Annotated in this window: 12 protein-coding genes and 1 other RNA gene; 3 read left to right on the forward strand and 10 right to left on the reverse strand. The window is 58.6% G+C overall.

All coding sequences use genetic code 11. The features are described 5' to 3' along the window. Positions 1 to 69: 69 nt before the first annotated feature. The gene (locus ACWKWE_RS20770) at positions 70 to 1,074 is read left to right on the forward strand and encodes an aldo/keto reductase (RefSeq protein ID WP_483851562.1); all 1,005 of its coding nucleotides are present in this window, start codon (positions 70 to 72) and stop codon (positions 1,072 to 1,074) included. An 84-nt stretch (positions 1,075 to 1,158) separates the two neighbouring features. Further along, positions 1,159 to 1,575 (forward strand): SRPBCC family protein, encoded by a 417-nt coding sequence (locus ACWKWE_RS20775; protein ID WP_483851563.1) that lies wholly within the window; start codon positions 1,159 to 1,161, stop codon positions 1,573 to 1,575. A gap of 105 nt (positions 1,576 to 1,680) precedes the next feature. Here the strand turns inward: ACWKWE_RS20775 and ACWKWE_RS20780 are convergent, their stop codons facing one another. The 10 genes from ACWKWE_RS20780 to ACWKWE_RS20825 all read right to left on the reverse strand — a co-directional run bounded on the left by ACWKWE_RS20780 (position 1,681) and on the right by ACWKWE_RS20825 (position 17,636). Further along, positions 1,681 to 2,616 (reverse strand): restriction endonuclease, encoded by a 936-nt coding sequence (locus ACWKWE_RS20780; protein ID WP_483851564.1) that lies wholly within the window; start codon positions 2,614 to 2,616, stop codon positions 1,681 to 1,683. A gap of 25 nt (positions 2,617 to 2,641) precedes the next feature. After that, positions 2,642 to 3,916 (reverse strand): restriction endonuclease subunit S, encoded by a 1,275-nt coding sequence (locus ACWKWE_RS20785; protein ID WP_483851565.1) that lies wholly within the window; start codon positions 3,914 to 3,916, stop codon positions 2,642 to 2,644. Beyond that, entirely contained in the window at positions 3,913 to 5,454 is a 1,542-nt protein-coding gene (locus ACWKWE_RS20790) for a class I SAM-dependent DNA methyltransferase (RefSeq protein WP_483851566.1), read from the reverse strand. Before ACWKWE_RS20790 ends, ACWKWE_RS20785 begins: the two co-directional genes overlap by 4 nt. A 66-nt stretch (positions 5,455 to 5,520) precedes the next feature. After that, on the reverse strand, positions 5,521 to 7,014 hold the full coding sequence (locus ACWKWE_RS20795; RefSeq protein ID WP_483851567.1) for an RNA-binding domain-containing protein: 1,494 nt from the start codon (positions 7,012 to 7,014) through the stop codon (positions 5,521 to 5,523). A gap of 97 nt (positions 7,015 to 7,111) precedes the next feature. Then, a complete protein-coding gene (gene hsdR, locus ACWKWE_RS20800) occupies positions 7,112 to 10,576 on the reverse strand; it encodes a type I restriction-modification system endonuclease (RefSeq protein ID WP_483851568.1) in 3,465 nt (1,154 codons plus the stop codon). Between the two features lie 257 nt (positions 10,577 to 10,833). Then, positions 10,834 to 11,225: a transfer-messenger RNA gene (ssrA, locus tag ACWKWE_RS20805) on the reverse strand. A 121-nt stretch (positions 11,226 to 11,346) separates the two neighbouring features. Continuing rightward, on the reverse strand, positions 11,347 to 11,637 hold the full coding sequence (locus tag ACWKWE_RS20810; protein WP_166597081.1) for a hypothetical protein: 291 nt from the start codon (positions 11,635 to 11,637) through the stop codon (positions 11,347 to 11,349). 209 nt (positions 11,638 to 11,846) lie between these two features. Then, positions 11,847 to 14,657, reverse strand: a complete 2,811-nt coding sequence (locus tag ACWKWE_RS20815) for an FAD-binding and (Fe-S)-binding domain-containing protein (RefSeq protein WP_483851569.1) — start codon at positions 14,655 to 14,657, stop codon at positions 11,847 to 11,849. A 63-nt stretch (positions 14,658 to 14,720) separates the two neighbouring features. Beyond that, the gene (gene lldD, locus ACWKWE_RS20820) at positions 14,721 to 15,869 is read right to left on the reverse strand and encodes an FMN-dependent L-lactate dehydrogenase LldD (RefSeq protein WP_401149687.1); all 1,149 of its coding nucleotides are present in this window, start codon (positions 15,867 to 15,869) and stop codon (positions 14,721 to 14,723) included. A 69-nt stretch (positions 15,870 to 15,938) separates the two neighbouring features. After that, positions 15,939 to 17,636 carry a lactate permease LctP family transporter gene (locus ACWKWE_RS20825; protein ID WP_166597078.1) on the reverse strand — a complete coding sequence of 566 codons (1,698 nt, stop codon included), beginning with the start codon at positions 17,634 to 17,636 and terminating at the stop codon, positions 15,939 to 15,941. 408 nt (positions 17,637 to 18,044) lie between these two features. Between ACWKWE_RS20825 and ACWKWE_RS20830 the strand changes: the two genes are divergently transcribed. Continuing rightward, positions 18,045 to 18,812 carry a GntR family transcriptional regulator gene (locus ACWKWE_RS20830; RefSeq protein WP_166597077.1) on the forward strand — a complete coding sequence of 256 codons (768 nt, stop codon included), beginning with the start codon at positions 18,045 to 18,047 and terminating at the stop codon, positions 18,810 to 18,812. Positions 18,813 to 18,916 lie beyond the last annotated feature (104 nt).

Raw genomic sequence — 18,916 nt, forward strand, 5'->3', positions numbered from 1 at the left:
CTCGTCTTGGCAATCTAGGATCTGCTCAACGGTCGCAACAGCGGCCCACAATTGATCCGGAGAACCACCATGAGCTTGAAAGACAAACTCCCTGGCGTCATCGGTTTTGGCACCGCTCCACTGGGCAACATGTTCCGCAACATCCCTGAAGCAGAAGCGGCGGCGACCGTCGATGCCGCTTGGGCTGCTGGCGTCCGCTACTTCGACACCGCCCCGTTCTACGGCGCGGGCCTGTCGGAAATTCGCCTCGGCGATGCGCTGAAAAAATACAACCGAGACGAATACGTGCTCAGCACCAAAGTCGGCCGCGTCATCCTCGACGAACTCGACAACAGCGCCCGCGACCTCGGCGAAAAAAGCGGCGTGTTCGAACACGGCCTGCGCAACAAGATCGTCAACGACTACAGCGCCGACGCCACGCTGCGCTCCATTGAAGACAGCCTCAAACGCCTGAAAACCGACCGCCTCGACATCGTCTGGATTCACGACATCGCCCAGGATTTCTACGGCGACGAGTGGCTGCGCTACTTCGAACAGGCCCGCACCGGCGCTTTCAAAGTGCTGACCCGCCTGCGCGAAGAAGGCGTGATCAAGGCCTGGGGCCTGGGCGTGAATCGTGTCGAACCCATCGAACTGACTCTCGGCCTCGACGAAGCCAAACCCGACGGCTTCCTGCTCGCCGGACGCTACACGCTGCTGGATCACGAACGTGCCCTACAACGCCTGATGGGCGAGGCGCGCGCGCAAAACACCGACATCGTCGTCGGCGGCCCCTACAGCTCAGGCATCCTCGCGGGCGGCACCCACTTCGAATACCAGAAGGCCAGCCCGCAAATCATCGCCAAGGTCGAGTACATCAAACGCATCGCCCAGGCCCACAACGTCGACATCAAAGCCGCCGCGCTGCAATTCTCGCTTGCCAACCCGGCCGTCGCAGCGGTAATACCTGGAGCCAGCCGCCCTGAGCGGATCGCAGAAGACATCGCCGCGCTCAACGCCGTCATCCCCGCAGCCTTCTGGAAAGACCTGCGCGACGCCCGGCTGATCGCAGTCGACGCCCCTGTTCCGGCATAACGACCCACACGCTCTTGAACGAAAACCCGCGACGGCTCCACACAACGCCGTCGCCGGTCAAACCCCAAATTCTGGAGAAACACCATGGCACACGCATCTGCAACCCTCGACATCCCGGCTTCGGCCAATACCGTCTGGCAACTCGTCGGCGGCTTCGACTCGCTGCCCGACTGGCTGCCCTTCATCCCCAAAAGCGAACTCAGCGAAGGCGGCCGCGTCCGCACCCTGCAAACCCCGGACGGCGACACGATCATTGAACGGCTTGAAGGGTTTGATAATGATGGGCGGTGGTACAGCTATTCGATTACCCAGGCTCCGTTTCCTGTGACGGGGTATCGGGCGACTCTGCGGGTTGAGAATGGGTCTGATGCGAGTACGGCTCGGGTGACCTGGTCGGCTGACTTCACGCCGAATGGGGTTTCTGAAGAAGAGGCTGTGGAGTTGTTTGATGGGATTTTCACCAGCGGTCTGGAGGCGATGAAGGCGAATTTTGCGGGGTAGTGTGAACAGCCGGTTGGTGAATGATCTCTATCCGGCCTCCGAACGTCAGTAGCGTCGGAGGGTATTTGAGGACCGTATTGGCCAACGTCATGGTGCTTTTCAAACTCAGCCGAGCGACTCGTCAAAGTAATCGCTGTCGAGCCTAGGCACCTTGAAAAGCTGCGAGCTGACACCGACCTCGTGATCCAACATCAAGTTGACCAGGCGCTTACCGTCGACCAGCACAAGCCCTTCGACCGATAGCGCGAACTCAACTGCTTGGGCAGTGAAGCCGGAGGTGGTGATGAACACCCCGCGTTTGGCTTTCTGTCCAGCGAGGGCGCCATAGAACGCTTGAAGGTCGGGGCGGCCGACGGTGCTCTGCCACCGTTTGGCCTGTACGTAGACTTTTTCCAGCCCCAGTGCGTCTAGCGAGATTACGCCGTCAATGCCGCCGTCGCCACTACCGCCGACTTGCTGCAGCGCCTGACGATTCGCGCCGTAGCCCAAGCTGTGCAGCACATCGAGTACGATGTGCTCGAAGCGCGTCGGGCTCGCTTGCAGCAGGCTGTCCAGCAGGTCGCCCGCGACGCTGGTACGCAGCTCGAGGATGGCTTGGTTCAAGCGCTCCTGCGGGCTGCTGGTTGCGAGATCGGCGTTGGCAATTGGCACTGGCGTGTCGTTGTTTTCATCCAGCGAAGCGGCATCCGGCGCTGTCTTCAGCTTGACGCTCATGAAGTTCACGGCCAGATGCTCGACCTGTTCTGCGCTCAATGGGGCGGGGTTGGACTGAGCGAATGCGCGGCCAGTGTCGGTCAGCTGCCAGTAGCCACGCTTTGCGCTGCTCGAATAGCCAGCGCGCTTGAGCCGATCATGTGCCCAGCCGGAGCGGTTCTTGTAAGTAGCCTGGCCGCTGGCGATGGTCTCGTATCGTTGCGAATCGCTCAGGCCAAGTGTCAAGGCAGCTGCTTCATGGGCCTCGCTCGCAGTGGAACCGGCCGGGTGGGCGGCGAGGAAGCGCAGGATGGGCTCGATGAACTGGTCGTAGGTCGGGACTGGCATGGTTCGTCATATTCCAGATAAAGGCTTAGCCCAACTTAGCGGCTTGGCGACCGCGCTTTGCCTTGGGCGCGGTGGCGCGTTGAGCCTTGATGCGATCCAGCAGCGTGCCGGCTGTTTCGTCATTCGTATCCTGCGGGACCAACTCGCCACGGAAGGCCTTGATAAGGATGCTCTGTGTGAGTTGGTCGATACGGCTTTTTGCCGAGGCAATTTTGGTTTCCAGTTGGTCAGCATAGGCGAAGAGTTGTTCGACGCTGCAGACGATTTCGCTCTGCTCAACAAGAGAAGGAAGCGGTATTTTTAATACTTCCAAATCTCCTTGAGAAATTTTCCAAATACCAGCGGTTGTCCGTGCGGTGGATTCAATTTGCCCTCGAACTAACTGGCTATTCCAAACAGTGGCTAAGAATTTTGGAAGCAGTTTTTGTGTGTCAGGTCGTACTCGGATCATAGTATCTGGATAGGCAACGTTATCGGTTACATGGCGGGCTAAGCCACCGCGCCCTACTAGCGCTTTCGAGCCATTACCACGAGAAATGAGGAAGTCGTCATTTTTGACGATGTATTGCTCAAAATTTATTCCAGTCCAATTTCCTGCTTTGGACTCAAAAAAATCAATGCTGTTTTTTTTGACCGCGGATAGTCGTAGAACTCGCTGACCTATACCATCTTTGACAGATTTTCCGTTGCGAAGTGGCTCCGCAACCAGCTTGCCCAATGGCTCTAGTGCATAAGTGCCGCTTAATGAATCATAGCTCTCTCTCGTAAGCCGCCCGGAAACAGCAGCGGCCAGGACGGACTGGCGGAAGCGTTTGAGTAGTGCAGGTATGCCGTCGATACGGGCTTTCAGGGTGTCGACTTGGGCCAGCAGTTCGTCGAGCTTGGTGGCTATGCGGGTTTGCTCAGCAAGTGGAGGTAGCCCTATCTCTAAATCATATGCATCCTGTCTATTAAGGCCGGGGATGGCGGTCGATTTATTAAGGTCACCAAGCCTAAGAGTCTTCAAAAGATAAAAGCAAAATTTGGGATCGAGGGATTTGAATGAATCGACATAGTAGGTTGTATCAATAGGCGAGCAATTTTTATCCGAAAAGCAAATCTCTCCGACGCTGCCCTTTCTTCCAATGATGATTGTGGGGGCAGCGGACAGCCATGTCGAGTGCTGGCCGACAATTCCATTCGACCCGTAGACCGGAAACTCTCCACCATCTCGTACAGTCGCGGGTAATGCTTTTCCGTATTTAAACTCAGAAATATCACCAAGCTTTACTAGGCTCCAGCTAGCGGGAGATTCACTCATTCTCCGATCCTCACTTCCAGCCCCATCACCTCAGCCATCAACTGCTTCTGCGCCACAACCTCATCCCCAGCACCCAGCGCCTTCATCAGTTCTTCCAACTCATGCAGTGCCTCAGTCAGCTCAGCCATGGCCTCGCCCGCCAGCACTTCCGGAGCAGGGAGGTCGGCGGCATCCAGGCTGCTGTCGTCCTTGAGCCAACTGATATCCAGCGAGTCACCACGGTCATTGCGAATGTAATCGCGAGTAAAGCAACGGAAGCGGCTTGCCTCACCAATACCTTCGACGTTTTCCGCACGCGGGCTTGCGCCGTTGGTATCGTCACCAAAGGCATCTTCGAACGGCTTGAGGTGTGCAGGACCAAAGGGCGTGCGCTTGCCAAAACTGGGCATATTGCTGCGCAGGTCATAAATCCACACCCGCTTGGTGCAGCCTTCTTCCTGACGAGGGTTTTCCGCAGTGCCTTTCTGGAAAAACAGCACGTTGGTCTTCACGCCTTGTGCGTAAAAGATGCCCGTAGGCAAACGCAGGATGGTGTGCAGATTGCACTTGTCCATCAGGTCGCGACGCACCTCAGTGCCAACACCCGCCTCAAATAGCACGTTGTCCGGCAACACGACGGCGGCACGGCCACCGGGCTTGAGACCTCGATAAATGTGCTGAAGGAAGGCCAACTGCTTGTTGCTGGTCTTGTACGTCAGATCATCACGAGTCGGGCCGCCGCCGCCCTTGGCAGTGCCAAATGGTGGGTTAGAAAGAATGACATCGACTTTGGGCAGGTTAGCTCCGGTCTGACCTAGTGCGTTGCCTAGGTGCACGACGCCTTCCTCATCCCCCACCATCCCGTGCAGCAAGGTGTTCATCAACGCAAGACGACGGGTGCCAGGCACCAACTCCACGCCGACATAGGCCTGAGTGCGTTGGAACTCGATCGCTTTGGCTGGCAAAGCGTACAGGTCGCTCGTTTGGGATTTGATGTACGCATCCGCAGCAATCAAAAAGCCCGCAGTACCCGCGGCCGGGTCTTGGATGGTCTCGCCCGGCTGCGGCTTGATGCAGCGGATGATGCTATCGATCAGTGGGCGCGGCGTGAAGTACTGGCCCGCACCGGACTTGGTCTCGCTGGCGTTCTTTTCCAGCAAGCCTTCATACAGGTCACCGAGGCCGTCCTCGCGAGCGCTAAACCAGTCGATACCGTCGAGGCTCTTGACCAATTGCTCGAGGTGGCGTGGTTGCTGCAGACGAGTCTGTGCGTCGGCATAGATGGCGGCGATCAACGGGTCCGGGTTTTTGCCAAGGTCCAGCAGCATCTGCCGGTAGTGATCGAGCAGGGTAACGCCGGACTTGCCAGCCAGGTCTGGCCAGCGCGCGCCTTCGGGTAGCTTGTGGCCGAAGTTCTCGTTGTTTTGCACCTGCTCGTATTCCATCTTGATGAACAGCAGCAGCACGAGCTCTGTGACGTAGTCGCTGTAGTTGATGCCGTCGTCGCGCAGGACGTCGCAGAGGTTCCAGAGTTTCTGGACGATGTCGGAGTTGGTCATGGGGTACCTGTGGTGATGTGTGTAAAGCGCCAGATTGCGCTGGCGCAAAAATAGGGTTGTCCGGGGTCAGTCGTGCGGAGCGTGTTGTTCAGCCTTTAGCGTTTGGCCGATTGAGGTCAGGCGGTAGCGTTGCTTGCTGCTGTTGGGTTTGTCTGGAATGGTCATCTCGACCATGCCCAGTGCCAGCAGCGGGGACAAAACCAACTCACGGAACTTGGTGCGGTTGTTGCGCCCGACGAAGGTCATCAGCTCTGGCACGGTGTGGGCGCCTGTCATGCTGTAGAGCAGCGTTAGCTGCTCTTGCTGCAAGGATTTACCTTCTAACGCCAGCTCAGCCCCTACTTGGTCCCTACTTGGTCCCGACTTAGTCCCTACTTGGTCCCTACTTGGTCCCGAAAGAGGCCCGCTTTCAACGACCCGCTGAATGACCACCTTGAACTGGTTGCCTTGCCGATCATCATCCAAGGTGATCATGGGCCACGCATCGATTGCGCGCGGGATGCCAGTACCCAGGCCGCGATAGGGCAGGATGTGTACAGCATGGGAGGTCAACGTCGGGTTACGACGGTTTGACAGGCCGAATCGGATCTTCTCGGTATCGAGTACGTCGGGCAGGTGTCCAGGGCTGATCAGTTCGATGCGGTCGGCGAAAATCATGACCCGTATAGAGGCGCTGACAAAGTAGTCGCGGTGGATCAGGGCATTGACCAGCAATTCTTCGAACACTTCCTCCGGTACTTCCAGTTGACCGAGGCTATTGAAGCCCTGCTGGTGCTGCACATGGCGCAGGTTGCGTTTGATAAAGGCCAGGCTGCGTCGGTACTGCTCTTGAAGATTGCCGTCGATATCCTCGCTGTCGAGGTAGTGGCGGTCATGCAGCTCAGTGCCCGGAAACGCGACGGCTTTGATATCGAACGCGGGGCAGAGACGTTGCGGAGCCTTGCCGAACAGTAGCATTCCAGCCAGATTGGGTATGCCGCCGCTGGCGAGGCCGAGGTTTTCCAGGATGCGGATGGTGTCGAAACCTGTCTGCTCTAGACTTTGCCGGAAGCGTCGTTCGAAGTAGTCGGCAAGCGCTTTGGCGTCGATATCTGCCACGCTACTGCCTATCACCGGAACCGCGTCGGCGCACACTAATCCGGCCTGCTGGAACAGGCGCTGCAGCTCTTCACGAGCCGTGACTCTGCGTTTGTCTGCGCCGTTCTTCACCCAGATGCGACCTTGGTTGTCCACATAGGGTTTGTTCAGCCCTGGTTCGACAGTTACCACAATGACCAACCCTTGTTCGGTCTGAATGTTACTGGACAGGGGATTGATGGCGGGGCGGATATTCTGCGATGCCGCATTGGAGAGCAGTTGGTTGAGGCGCGCAACATCGGCACTGTCCAGCCCGCTCACCTCGCCGGAATCCTCCACGCCAATCAGCAGATAGCCACCGGACGTATTAGCAAACGCCACCAATTCGGCTGCCAAGGCATCGATATTGTTGAAGTCGCGCTTGAACTGATGGCGGCTGTCCTCACCACAGGCAAGGATTTGGTGAAGCTCGGCAAGGGTCATTAAGCGTCTCTGGATGTTGCGGGCGATGAGTCGAGTAGCGGGTGGCATTATCCCTCATGAACGAGTACTGAGGCCAATCCAGCTCGCTGGATTGGCCTCATCCCGTTTGTGACCACAGATTGTCGTTCAGGGCATCCAGCACCGCCCCCAGATTGCCGCCCAGCAGTTTATTCAGCCGCGTGCTGCCACCATCGTTCCTGAAGGCTTCGCCAATCTGCTTTTCGTCAATAACAACCTCGTGCACCAGTTGGTTGGCGAGATGGTCTAGCCATCTACGCTGTACTTGAGTCCAAGGCTGCAGGGCGTAAATCGTCTCCATTGCCTTGGCTACGCGCTGCCTAAATGGCAGCAGAGCCTCTCCAAGGGCCGCGCGACGGATGAACCCTACGATACTGGCGGCGACTTCCTGGTTAGTCTGGTTGCGCCATGCGCTCTGCAGGTTTACTTCGCTGTAGCCGTGCTCGTCGAGCAGCAGCCGCACCTGGCGCAGTTGCTCACGGGTCAGGTCCCGCGGGCGGTTGACCACTACGCCGAGGGCCACCGACTGGTTCAACTGATTTTTGATGAAGTCGTTGAAACTTTCCAGATAGTCGGCAGGCTTCTCGTAGGCGCCGTAATTCTGCTCACGGGTCACGAGTTGGTCTGTGTGAGCGGAGATCACTGGGTAGTTCAGCGAACCCATCAGGGTGTTCACCGTATCGAGCTGGCGAAGCAATTGGGAATGTTGCCGGATGAACTGCGCAGCCTGCTGCGGACCCATCTGGCGCAGATGCTGGTGCAGTGTGTCAGGCGGTACGCCCCAGGTATCTTCCAGTTCTGCGAGCTTATCTTTTAGCACTGACTTGCGTTCGGCTTCATGGTTGGCCTTGCGCAGAATACGCATAATCCGTTGACTGAGCTGGTCTAGCACGTCGTGGGCATGGCTGGTCTCTGGCTGATTGCCTGGAGCATCGAGGCTGGCAGGGTTGGTCAGTTCGCTGACCAGTTGTTCGAGACTAACGCTTGGGTCTTTTACTAGCGGCTTCATCGTATCGACTGGTTCGAGGGCAGCGTACAGATCAACCGGATCGTAGATCTTGAATACCGTCTTGCCGATGTCATCGCAGCGGCGGGTTGCGCGGCCTTTCATCTGCTCGTAAAGGATGCGCGAACGCACCCGGCGCATGAACACGAGGTGACAAATGCGCGGCACGTCGATACCGGTGGTTAATAGGTCAACCGTGATCGCAATGCTCGGGTAGCGCTCGTTCTTGTACTGGCGGATCAGCTGTTTGACCTTGTCACTTTGCCCGGTGATGATCTGCACTGCTGCCTGGTTGTAATCCTCGCCGTGAACGTCCTTGAAGGCTTCGTCGAGGAGGTTTTTGACCCGCTCGGCATGGGCCTGATTCACACAGAAAATCATCGTTTTTTCGTCGCCCGAAGGGTCAAGCTCTTGGGCTAGCTGTTCGCAGATCACCTTGTCGAAACCGGGCGTAATCACGCGCCGATTGAAGGACTCGATTTCGAAGTCGAGCTCATCCTCAAGCTCGGCAACATCTACTTCACCAGTGCTCGTATCGATGACGTTGACACTCTCGCCCTTGGCAAAGTGGATGCCATTTTTGTTAAGTAGTGTCTGGTAGCGGATCGGCGGTTCGTGATCGATCAGCCAGTCGTCAGCCACGGCCTCTCGGTAGCTATAGGTAAATATCGGAGCACCGAAAACTTCGCTGGTGTGCTTGGCGGGCGTGGCAGTCAGTCCGATGCGGCAGGCATCGAAATAGTCGAGCACGCGACGATACTGCGACAGGTATTGGTTGAAGTCGCGTATGGCCAGCTCGCCTTCGGTCATTTCCTGATCGAGGGTATAACCGCGGTGGGCTTCGTCAACGATGATGCAGTCAAAGGCATCAATGGGCGGCGGAGTGTCCGACTGGAAGATGCGTTTAACCATGGCCTGAACGGTAGCGACCTGAACTCGCGTTGCCGCTTCTGCAGCCATGTCACCGAGCTCTTTCACATCGTAGATCTGGGCCAGGGTCTGGTTCTGTTCCAGCGTTGCCTCGTTAAAGGCTTCGATGGCTTGCTCTCCCAACGCGCTGCGATCCACCAGGAATAGAATGCGGTGAAAGCGCTCAGCCTTCAGCAGGCGGTACATCAGGCCAATGATCGTGCGCGTTTTTCCGGTGCCGGTCGCCATGGCCAGTAGACAGTTGCGGCGATTGGCAACCAGTGCTTGTTCGACGGCCCGGATAGCGTTTTCTTGGTAGTCACGCAACTTGAGATAGGCAAAGCTTTCTTGCTCCAGCTTCGCCTCTGATGCTTGCTGGCTGCGCGTGAGCAGGTCGAGTAGGCCGTTTGGCGTGTGGAAGTCCTGTAGCGGTCGCCGCAGGTTCGCTGGGCTACGCAAGTCGCGAAACCAAATGCCGGACAGTTCGGCGAGCTGCTTGATGAACGGGCGACCATTGCAGGCAAAGGCAAACGGGACTTTGAAGTGGCCGCCTTGTCCATCCATCCAGCCAGTTTCCTGCCCTGCGGGTTGTAGATCAGTGGTCATGATCAACTGCCGTGAATAGCGCTCTGCTTGGGGGATGCGGTCCGCAATGTTGATGCGCTTTCGTTTGGCTTCAACGATGGCAACGGGTGTAAGGCCAGCGAACAGTACGTAATCAGCGTCTTCATTGGTCTTGCTGGTTGGCCATTCAGCGATGGCTTTGTTTTTTCCTTTCTCGGGTCGAGCACCCTTTTTGTAGGTAAGCTCGAGCGAGTTAGCCTCCCAGCCAGCGTCTTTCAGCTGTTGATCAATGAGAATACGGGTCAGGTCTTCGTTGAGGTCAAACTGGCTGCTGGCCTGCTGGGTTTTACGCGTGACCTGCTGCGCGGCTTGAGGCTGATCTGCAAGCTGTTGCTGCAGTACTTTCAGTCGTGCCTCGAAATCTGCTCGGGCTTTGGACAGCTCTGCCTCACGCTCGAGAGCGATCTGTTCGTAGACGCCTGCCTCTTCCTTCATCTGCCCGACAAGACTGGCTTGTTCTTGCTTCTCTTGCGCGAGTAGCTTGGCTAATTGCAGGTTGCTCTCCAGTTGCTGATGACTGTCACCCAACTCTGCGCGAAGTTTCTCAATCTGACCCTGTAGCTCTCGCAGAGGCTCACTCGGATCAGTCGGAACCAAGAAAGACCCTAACTTGAGCGTGCTGCCGCCCTTGCCGAATGATTGGTGGTACCAAATCGCCAAAGCGCGAGCGACCTTCAGCCCGTCCAGTGCTTCGCGATGCTGTGTGCGGAATTCGTGGGTCGCCTTGTTGCCTTCAATGCGCAACGTATGGAACAGGTTGCGGATATTGCCGTCGAGCTGGATTTCACGGCTCAGGCGAAACAGCAGATCAGCTTGAGATGTGGTGGCGTCGAACTCGATACCCGCCCTCACTGCCAGATCTTGGGCAAGCGCCTCGCCCAACTGTCGTAGTTTGATGAGCGTTGTGTTGGGGTCGCTGGAAAATACGCGCTCTGCCGCGTTGGCAAGCTGGAAGAAGACTGGATCGTGCTCTTTAAAAAAAGCGAAGTTGCTGCTCTCTGGCATGTTCCTTCCCTTGAATTCGTGATCAGCCATCTGGAGAGTGGCGGAGCTGTAGGGGCATAATGCCAGACGAAACGTGGCACGTGTATGGCCGTGTCGTCGTACCAACGTTGCCCGCGATTGATCGAAATAGAGGGGTTGCGTTTGGCTAGGCGTGATCCGCGATGGATTTCCAGATGATTTTTGAAGCGCTCAGGGCTCTTTGATACTGAATTCCAGGCACAAAAAAAGACGTCCTAAGACGTCTTCTCTGTCAGATTTGGTGGAGCCGGGGGGATTTGAACCCCCGTCCGCCAGTACTCCGCTTTCGGGCCTACATGCTTAGCCGTGTCTATTAAGTTAACCCTCAGCGACCCGACGGGCAGGGTGCTTTGGGCGAGCTGTGTAAGTTTTAGCCGATTCGTCCACAGCGTACTGCACGGCGATCCTGTTCTGTATGACAATCATTTTGGGTTTACAGGCATCCCCTGATGATTGCTGGAGCCGAAGCTACCAGAAGGAAGGCTAGCGCCGCTTACGCAGCGAGAGCTTGTTCCCCGTAGGTTTCGTCATTGGCAACTATAGAAAGTTGCAACAGTGGATTTACGACTTCTGTTACCAAGTCGGCATGCCCCTAGAGTTTCATCACCGGCGTCGAATCCTAATCGGCCCCAATTCTGCTGCTCTAGCAGTCAGGCCGCGGAGTGTACCCGAATCAATGGGATACGTCGACTCCGGGCCTCAAGCCGCGTCACCACGCCAGCCCAAAGGCTGGCTGCAGTGCTCGTAGCGTCTTACTTGGCGTTGCCGCCGTCGGAGCCGTCGCCGCCGGTTTTGAGGGTGGTGATTTCTTTGGTGGTGAGCTCGATGCACTTCTTGTCATCACCGGCTTTTTGCGCAGCGGTGGCAGCGGTCAGGGTTTTTTCCAGCTCGTCTTTGGTGTCTGCGCTCATGTTGGTGCTCGTGGATGTATGAGCATCCTTGAGCGTTTGCAGGTTAGCGCCACACAGGTCGTCGGCAGCGAATACCGGGGAACCCAACAGTGCAGCGGTAAGAAACAGACCAGTCAGTGCTGTGCGCTTCATGTGTATCTCCTTGAGCCTGTTGACTCGGTGTGGCCGCTCAATCGGGGCCGTTCTCCGAGATGGAGGAATAAGCGCCTGTCGTGTGTGGCGCTTAAAGAGATGGACTGTCGGTCAACGCAGGGGTTCTATTTATTTTACGAATGCTGGGAAAAAGCCATGTTGCGACATGTTTCAGCGAAATGGGGCGAACGTCGCCCCATTTGTGTGCATCAAGCGCTTCTTGGCCGGGTGACGCGATCCACGAGGTAGACCAGACCGTGGTAGTCGATTTCTCCATGTTGCGAGAGGCCGATTTCGCAGGTGCGGCTGGTTGAGATGCCTTCGGTGCAGTACTGGACGGCGTCTTTCAGGGTGCGCAGCGAGTGGGCGTTGAGCTCAGGTGTGGTGAAGCCTTTGTCACCCGCGAACCCGCAGCAGTGGATGCCTTCAGGGATGACCACCTTGACGCTGCACATGCGGGCAAGTTCGATCAGTGCCTGGCTCTCTCCCAGGTGTTGAGTGCTGCAGGTGACGTGGACGGCGATGGCTTCCTGTTGCGGCGTGAACTCCAGTTTGTCGAGCAGGTGCGTGCGGATGAAGCGCACGGGGTCGTAGAGGTCGAGCCGGCTGTCTTTGAGGTCTTGGACCAGTCGCAGTGTGCATGGGCTGGTGTCGCAATAGATGGGGTCGAGGCCGCCACGGCTGGCGTTGGTCAGCGCGGCGAGCAGTTGTTGGCGCTTCTCTTCGGCCTGGTCGGGATAGCCTTTCGACGCGAACGGCTGCCCGCAGCAGAGGCTGTCCTGATCGTCCGGGAAGATCACTTGGTAGCCCGCTTTCTCCAGCAGACCGCGTGTTTTGTCCATCAACGACATTTGTTCGTGGTCGCTTGCGGCAGGGCCCATGACGCGTGAGACGCACGCGGCGAGGTACACCACGCGAGGGCGCTGATCTTCCACGGGCGGGGTGAAGCGAATGGCGTTTTCCGGCTGCGGCATGGCGGGGGTCCATTGCGGGACGCGACCCGACGACGCCTTGGTCAGCGCGGCAGAAACCTTCGCCAGCCGTGGCGCCCCCAGCAGCATGCGAGCGCCATTGGCGGCATGCAACGTGAAGCGTGCGCCCTTCAGTGCGGTGGTGAAGTGCTCGGCCAGCCAGCCAGCGGTTTTGCCGTGAGTCGCTTCTTGGGCTCGCAACTTTTTCACCAGCTCGCCAGTGTTGATGCCCACCGGGCAACGCTGCGCGCACAAGCCGGTCGCGGCGCAGGTGTCGATGCCTTGGTAGTGATAATCGCGCTCCAGTTCGGTGGTGTCGGTGCCGGCGCGTTTTTTTGCCTGAATGTCGCGCCACATGACGATGCGCTGGCGCGGGCTGAGGGTCAGTCCTTTGGACGGGCACACCGGTTCGCAGAAGCCGCACTCGATGCATTTGTCGACGATTTCATCGGCAGCGGGCATGGGCTTGAGGTGCTTGAGGTGAATCTGCGGGTCTTCACTGAGCACGACGTCCGGGTTGAGAATGCCGTTGGGGTCGAGCAGCCGTTTGAGCTGCCACATCAATTGGTAGGCGTCGCTGCCCCACTCCAGCTCGACGAAGGGCGCCATGTTGCGCCCAGTGCCGTGTTCGGCCTTGAGCGAGCCGTTGAATTCGACCGCGACGAGTTGCGTGACGTCGTCCATGAACGCCGAATAACGGGCGACTTCCTGAGGGTCGTTGAAACCTTGGGTGAAGACAAAATGCAGGTTGCCCTCCAGCGCATGGCCGAAGAGGATCGCCTCGTCGTAATGGTGTTTGTCGAACAACTCGATCAGCCGCCGCACGCCAATGGCCAGTTGCTCGACGGGGAAGGTCACGTCCTCGATGATCACGGTGGTGCCGGTTTCACGCACGGCGCCGACGGCAGGAAACGTGTCTTTGCGGATCGCCCACAGTCGGGCGTTTTCGACAGGGTCTTCGGTGAAATCGACCTGCTTCTCGACCGGAAAATGAGCGATGGCCGCCATGATCTGCGCCAGTTGTTCGTGCAGCAGAGGCTGTGTCGCGGCCCGGGCTTCGATGAGCAAGGCGCAGGCGTTTTCCGACAGCTCGCGCACGAACGGCGGCATCCCCGGTTTGTTTTGCACTGAGCGCATGCTGCGTCGGTCGAGCAGTTCGACGGCGGACACTGGCTGGGTTTTCAGGACCGTCACGGCGTTGCAGCAGGTTTCCACATCCGGAAACACAATCAGCGCCGAGGCTTTGTTCGGGTGATCGGGCACGGTGTCGTAGGTGACCGCGCTGATGAACCCCAGCGTGCCTTCGGAACCGACGAGCAGGTGGCTCAGGATGTCCAGCGGCTTCTCGAAATCGACCAGAGCGTTAAGCGATAAGCCGGTGGTGTTTTTCAGGCGGTATTTGTGGCGGATCCTGGCGGCGAGTTCGGTGTTGGCGCGGGTCTCCCGGCCTAGTTGAGCGAGACGTTCCAAGAGGTCAGCGTGACTGGCGCGAAAGGCCGCAACGCTCTGCGGATTTTCGGTGTCGAGGCGCGTACCATCCGCCAGCACCAGACGAATCCCCGCCAGCGTGTGATAGGTGTTTTGCGCGGTGCCGCAGCACATGCCACTGGAATTGTTCGCGACGATGCCGCCGATTTTGGCGGCGTTGATCGAGGCCGGGTCCGGACCGATCTTGCGCCCGAACGGCGTGAGCCAGGCGTTGGCCTGAGCACCGATTACGCCCGGTTGCAGGCGAATCTGCTCCCCGCGACCGCGGATTTCCCGGCCGTTCCAGTTATCGCCGAGCACCAGTAAGACGGAGTCGCTGATGGCCTGACCCGACAGGCTCGTGCCAGCTGCGCGAAAGGTGACAGGAACTCGGTCAACCTGCGCGAGCTTGAGCAGTGTCACGACTTCGTCTTCGGACTCAACGCGGATGACCAGCTTGGGAATCAGCCGATAAAAGCTGGCGTCGGTGCCGAAGGCCAGCGTCGACAGCGGGTCGTCGAACCGGCGTCCGGCAGGGATCAGGCGCTTCACATCGGCCAGGAAGGAGGCGGGGAGGCTCATGCGGTCTTCCTCATCTGCCGCGACGTCTGACGCGCCGCGTGCGTGGGCTGTATGGGTCGAAACTTACGAAATCAGCGATTCACGCACGAGGGAATCGCGGGTGATTTCACTGATGGACTTGGCGCCGGTCAGCACCATCGCGACACGCATCTCTTTTTCGAACAGGTCGAGCAGGTGCTTCACGCCCGCTTCACCGTGAGTGGCGAGGGCATAGAGGAAGGCGCGACCGATCAGCACAGTGTCGGCGCCAAGGGCGATCATGCGCACCACGTCGAGACCGCTGCGGATGCCAGAGTCGGCGAGGATCTTGATCTCGCCTTTCACCGCGTCGGCAATGGCAGGCAAGGCACGGGCGCTGGAGAGCACGCCGTCGAGCTGGCGGCCGCCGTGGTTCGAGACGACAATCCCGTCCGCGCCGAATTTCACGGCGTCGCGTGCGTCTTCGGGGTCGAGAATGCCTTTGATGATCATCGGGCCGTCCCAGAATTCGCGAATCCATTCCAGGTCTTTCCACGAAATGGACGGGTCGAAGTTATTGCCGAGCCAGGCGATGTAATCGGTGAGGCCGGTGGGGTTGCCTCGATAGGCTGAAACGTTGCCCAAGTCGTGAGGGCGGCCGTTGACGCCAACGTCCCACGCCCATTGCGGGTGAGTCATGGCTTGCAGCACGCGGCGGATCGGGCCGCTCTTGCCGCTCATGCCGGAATGCAGGTCGCGGTAGCGGGCGCCGGGGACGGGCATGTCCACTGTGAACACCAGCGTCTTGACCCCGGCGGCCTTGGCGCGCTCTAGGGCATTGCGCATGAAGCCCCGGTCTTTCAGCACATACAGCTGGAACCACATGGGGCGGTCGATGGCCGGGGCGACCTCTTCGATCGGGCACAGTGACACAGTGGACATCGTAAACGGGATGCCTTTGGCGGCAGCGGCACGTGCGGCCTGGACCTCGCCGCGACGGGCATACATGCCACAGAGACCGATCGGTGCCAGCACCACTGGCATGCTCAGGGTTTCGTTGAACAGCGTGGTTTGCAGGCTCAGTTCGGACATGTTTTTCAGCACGCGCTGACGCAGTGCGATGCTCGCGAGGTCCGAAACGTTGTGCCGCAGGGTGTGTTCGGCGTAGGCCCCACCGTCGGCGTAGTGAAACAGGAAGGGCGGCAGCTTGCGCTGGGCAGCGGCGCGATAATCAGTAGCGGCAGAAATGATCATGGTGTCTCGCAACGTTGAGTGAGCGGAACTGCAACCGGGCGTGAGCCTCCACGCCCGGCGCTTTCTTCGTTAATGAACGAGCATGCCTGTGAACCAGTAAGCCTGAGCGTACGTGATGCAGCCAACGATGGCAGCGAAGAACAGGCTGTGCTTGAGGGTGAAACGGAACAGATCCGATTCCTTGCCCACTAGCCCGGTTGCCGCACACGCCACGGCGATGGATTGCGGAGAAATCATCTTCCCGGTCACGCCACCGCTGGAGTTCGCGGCCACCATCAGCACGTCACTTACGCCCACCTGGTGCGCGGTGGTCGCTTGCAGCGAGCCGAACAGCGCGTTGGACGAGGTATCCGAGCCGGTCAGGAACACACCCAACCAGCCGAGGAACGGCGAGAAGAACGGGAACGCGGAGCCAGTGGCGGCCAACACCAGCGCCAGGGTCGTCGACATGCCGGAGTAGTTCATGACGAAGGCGAACGCCAGCACCATGCCGATGGAGACGATGGCCCAGCGCAGTTCGATCAGCGTTTCTTTAAAAGTGGTCAGACCAGTTTGGACGCCGATGCGCAGGACGATCATCGCCAGAATCGCAGAAATCAGAATCGCGCTGCCGGATGCCGCCAACAAATCGAACTTGTACACAGCGGGCATGGCGGTCGGGTTGGCCACGATGGGCGCCATCTTCATGACCAGTTGGTCCAGGTGTGGCACCGGGAAGTTCATGGTCAACGCTTGCAGCGCGCCGCCCGCGGCGAAGAGTGCCTTGAAGGGTTTCAGTGTCCAGATCGTCACGACCACGGTCAGGATCAGGAACGGCGACCACGCCTTGAAGATCGTGCCTGCGGAGTAAGGGGATTTACGGGTCGTACGTGGCTGACCAAAACCGCCGGGGCCACCGCTCATCACCGCTGCGCCGCCGCTTGTGCTGGCAACTTGCGCGTCGCTGGCGTGGGCCGGTTGCCAGATTTTGAGGAAGAACGTCAGGGCGACCAGGCTGACCAGCGCTGAGGTGATGTCCGGCAGTTCAGGGCCGATGAAGTTGGACGTCAGGTACTGAGTGACCGCGAAGCTGCCGCCTGCCACCAGTGCTGCTGGCCAGGTTTCCTTCACGCCTTTGACGCCGTCCATCATGAACATCAACCAGAACGGTACGAACACCGACAGCAACGGCAATTGACGGCCTGCCATGGCGCCGATCTTGAACGCGTCAATGCCCGAGACTTGGCCCGCCACGATGATCGGAATCCCCAACGCGCCAAAAGCCACGGGCGCCGTGTTGGCGATCAGGCAAAGGCCCGCTGCATACAGCGGGTTCAGGCCAAGGCCGACGAGCAAGGCAGCGGTGATCGCTACAGGTGCACCGAAACCTGCGGCACCTTCCAGGAAGGCGCCGAAGCAGAAACCGATGAGCAAGACCTGCAAGCGCTGGTCGTCGGTGATCGACATGACCGAACTGCGAATGATCTCGAATTGGCCGCTTTTAACGGTGAGTTTGTAGAGGAATACCGCCGCGATGATAATCCAGGCGATGGGCCACAGGCCGTACAGAAAGCCGTAGACCGCCGAAGCGATGGCCATGTCTGCGGGCATCTGGAAGCCGAAAATCGCAATCAGCACAGCCAGCAACAGGGTAATGGTGCCCGCGATATGCCCTTTGAGCCGGAAGACGGCCAGTGCCAGAAAGAAGAATGCAATCGGAATGACTGCAACCAGCGCCGACAAGCCCAGGCTGCCGAGTGGTGTGTAGAGCTGTTGCCAGGTTTGCATGTGTGAGGCCCCTAGTTGTTTTTTGATTAGGCCCGGTGTCCATGTCTCACGTGCGCGGCTCCTGCAAGCGACGACTGTCGTCCTGCCGGTGCTGACGAACGAATCGCACAGCTCACCAGCTCAAGCCCTTCTCCACCAGAACGGCTTGCGACGTATCGAAGGTCAGTCCGACGCGTCGGCATTGTAAATTGGTAATACCAATTTACAATGTCTTGGCGCTAGGTTAAAAGCCTTGGCATTGATGTGTCAATTTGTGACCGTAGAACTTTTGTAGCAGCTATCCCGGTTTTTTCCTGAAACGGTGATTTCTCCTACATCTGCCGGGTGAATGTCTGACTGCAATCGGCGAGAATGTGCCCCCCCGCTGGCATGTCGGACGGGGGCAGCTGGAGAGGTGGAGTGAGCGGTATGGGCTTTGATCAGGTGCGTCAGCGCCGATTGTCTGACGATATTGTCGAGCAACTCGAACGAATGATTCTCGAAGGCACGCTCAAGGCGGGTGGGCGTTTGCCTGCCGAACGCGCGTTGGCCGAGCAGTTCGGCGTGTCTCGCCCGTCGCTGCGCGAGGCCATTCAGAAGCTCACCGCCAAAGGGTTGTTGGTCAGCCGGCAGGGTGGGGGTAATTACGTCGTCGAGAGTCTGGGTTCAACGTTCAGCGACCCTCTCCTGCATCTGCTGGAAAGCAGCACCGATGCGCAGCGTGATTTGCTGGAGTTTCGGCACACGCTGGAGGCGTCTTGCGCCTATTACGCGGCCGTTCGGGCGACGGATGTTGACCGCACGCGTCTGCGCGAGGCATTCGATGCGCTGCAGGATTGCTACAGCCGGGTCGATGAAGTCAGCCGTGCGGAAGAAGGCGCGGCGGATGCGAATTTTCATTTGGCTATCGCCGAGGCCAGCCACAACGCCGTTCTGCTGCACACCATTCGCGGGTTGTTCGACCTGCTCAAGCGTAACGTCGTGACCAACATCGGCGGGATGTACAAGCAACGCACCGAAACCCGCGACATGCTGATCACCCAGCACCGCGAGTTGTACCTGGCGATCATCGAAGGTCGAGCGGACGATGCCCGCGAGGTGTCGAGCCGTCATTTGCTGTACGTGCAGGAGGTGCTGGAAGAGGTGCGTCAGCAGGTGCAGCGCACGGCACGGGCTGAGCGACGGAACGGGATTTGATTCGGTTTCACGGCTGGACCAGATAACACTGTGGGGGCGAATTCATTCGCGATGCGAGTGTACATCCGACAGACCTCTATCGAATGTACCGTCCCTATCGCGAA

This window comes from Pseudomonas salicis (assembly GCF_057128705.1).

Coding starts and splice junctions, on each gene's coding strand:
- lldD (WP_401149687.1), bottom strand. CDS start 15,869: ATGATCATTTCTGCCGCTACTGATTATCGCGCCGCTGCCCAGCGCAAG.
- ACWKWE_RS20790 (WP_483851566.1), bottom strand. CDS start 5,454: ATGACCAACTCCGACATCGTCCAGAAACTCTGGAACCTCTGCGACGTC.
- ACWKWE_RS20780 (WP_483851564.1), bottom strand. CDS start 2,616: ATGCCAGTCCCGACCTACGACCAGTTCATCGAGCCCATCCTGCGCTTC.
- ACWKWE_RS20795 (WP_483851567.1), bottom strand. CDS start 7,014: ATGACCCTTGCCGAGCTTCACCAAATCCTTGCCTGTGGTGAGGACAGC.
- ACWKWE_RS20770 (WP_483851562.1), top strand. CDS start 70: ATGAGCTTGAAAGACAAACTCCCTGGCGTCATCGGTTTTGGCACCGCT.
- ACWKWE_RS20775 (WP_483851563.1), top strand. CDS start 1,159: ATGGCACACGCATCTGCAACCCTCGACATCCCGGCTTCGGCCAATACC.
- ACWKWE_RS20785 (WP_483851565.1), bottom strand. CDS start 3,916: ATGAGTGAATCTCCCGCTAGCTGGAGCCTAGTAAAGCTTGGTGATATT.
- hsdR (WP_483851568.1), bottom strand. CDS start 10,576: ATGCCAGAGAGCAGCAACTTCGCTTTTTTTAAAGAGCACGATCCAGTC.
- ACWKWE_RS20830 (WP_166597077.1), top strand. CDS start 18,045: ATGGGCTTTGATCAGGTGCGTCAGCGCCGATTGTCTGACGATATTGTC.
- ACWKWE_RS20825 (WP_166597078.1), bottom strand. CDS start 17,636: ATGCAAACCTGGCAACAGCTCTACACACCACTCGGCAGCCTGGGCTTG.
- ACWKWE_RS20810 (WP_166597081.1), bottom strand. CDS start 11,637: ATGAAGCGCACAGCACTGACTGGTCTGTTTCTTACCGCTGCACTGTTG.
- ACWKWE_RS20815 (WP_483851569.1), bottom strand. CDS start 14,657: ATGAGCCTCCCCGCCTCCTTCCTGGCCGATGTGAAGCGCCTGATCCCT.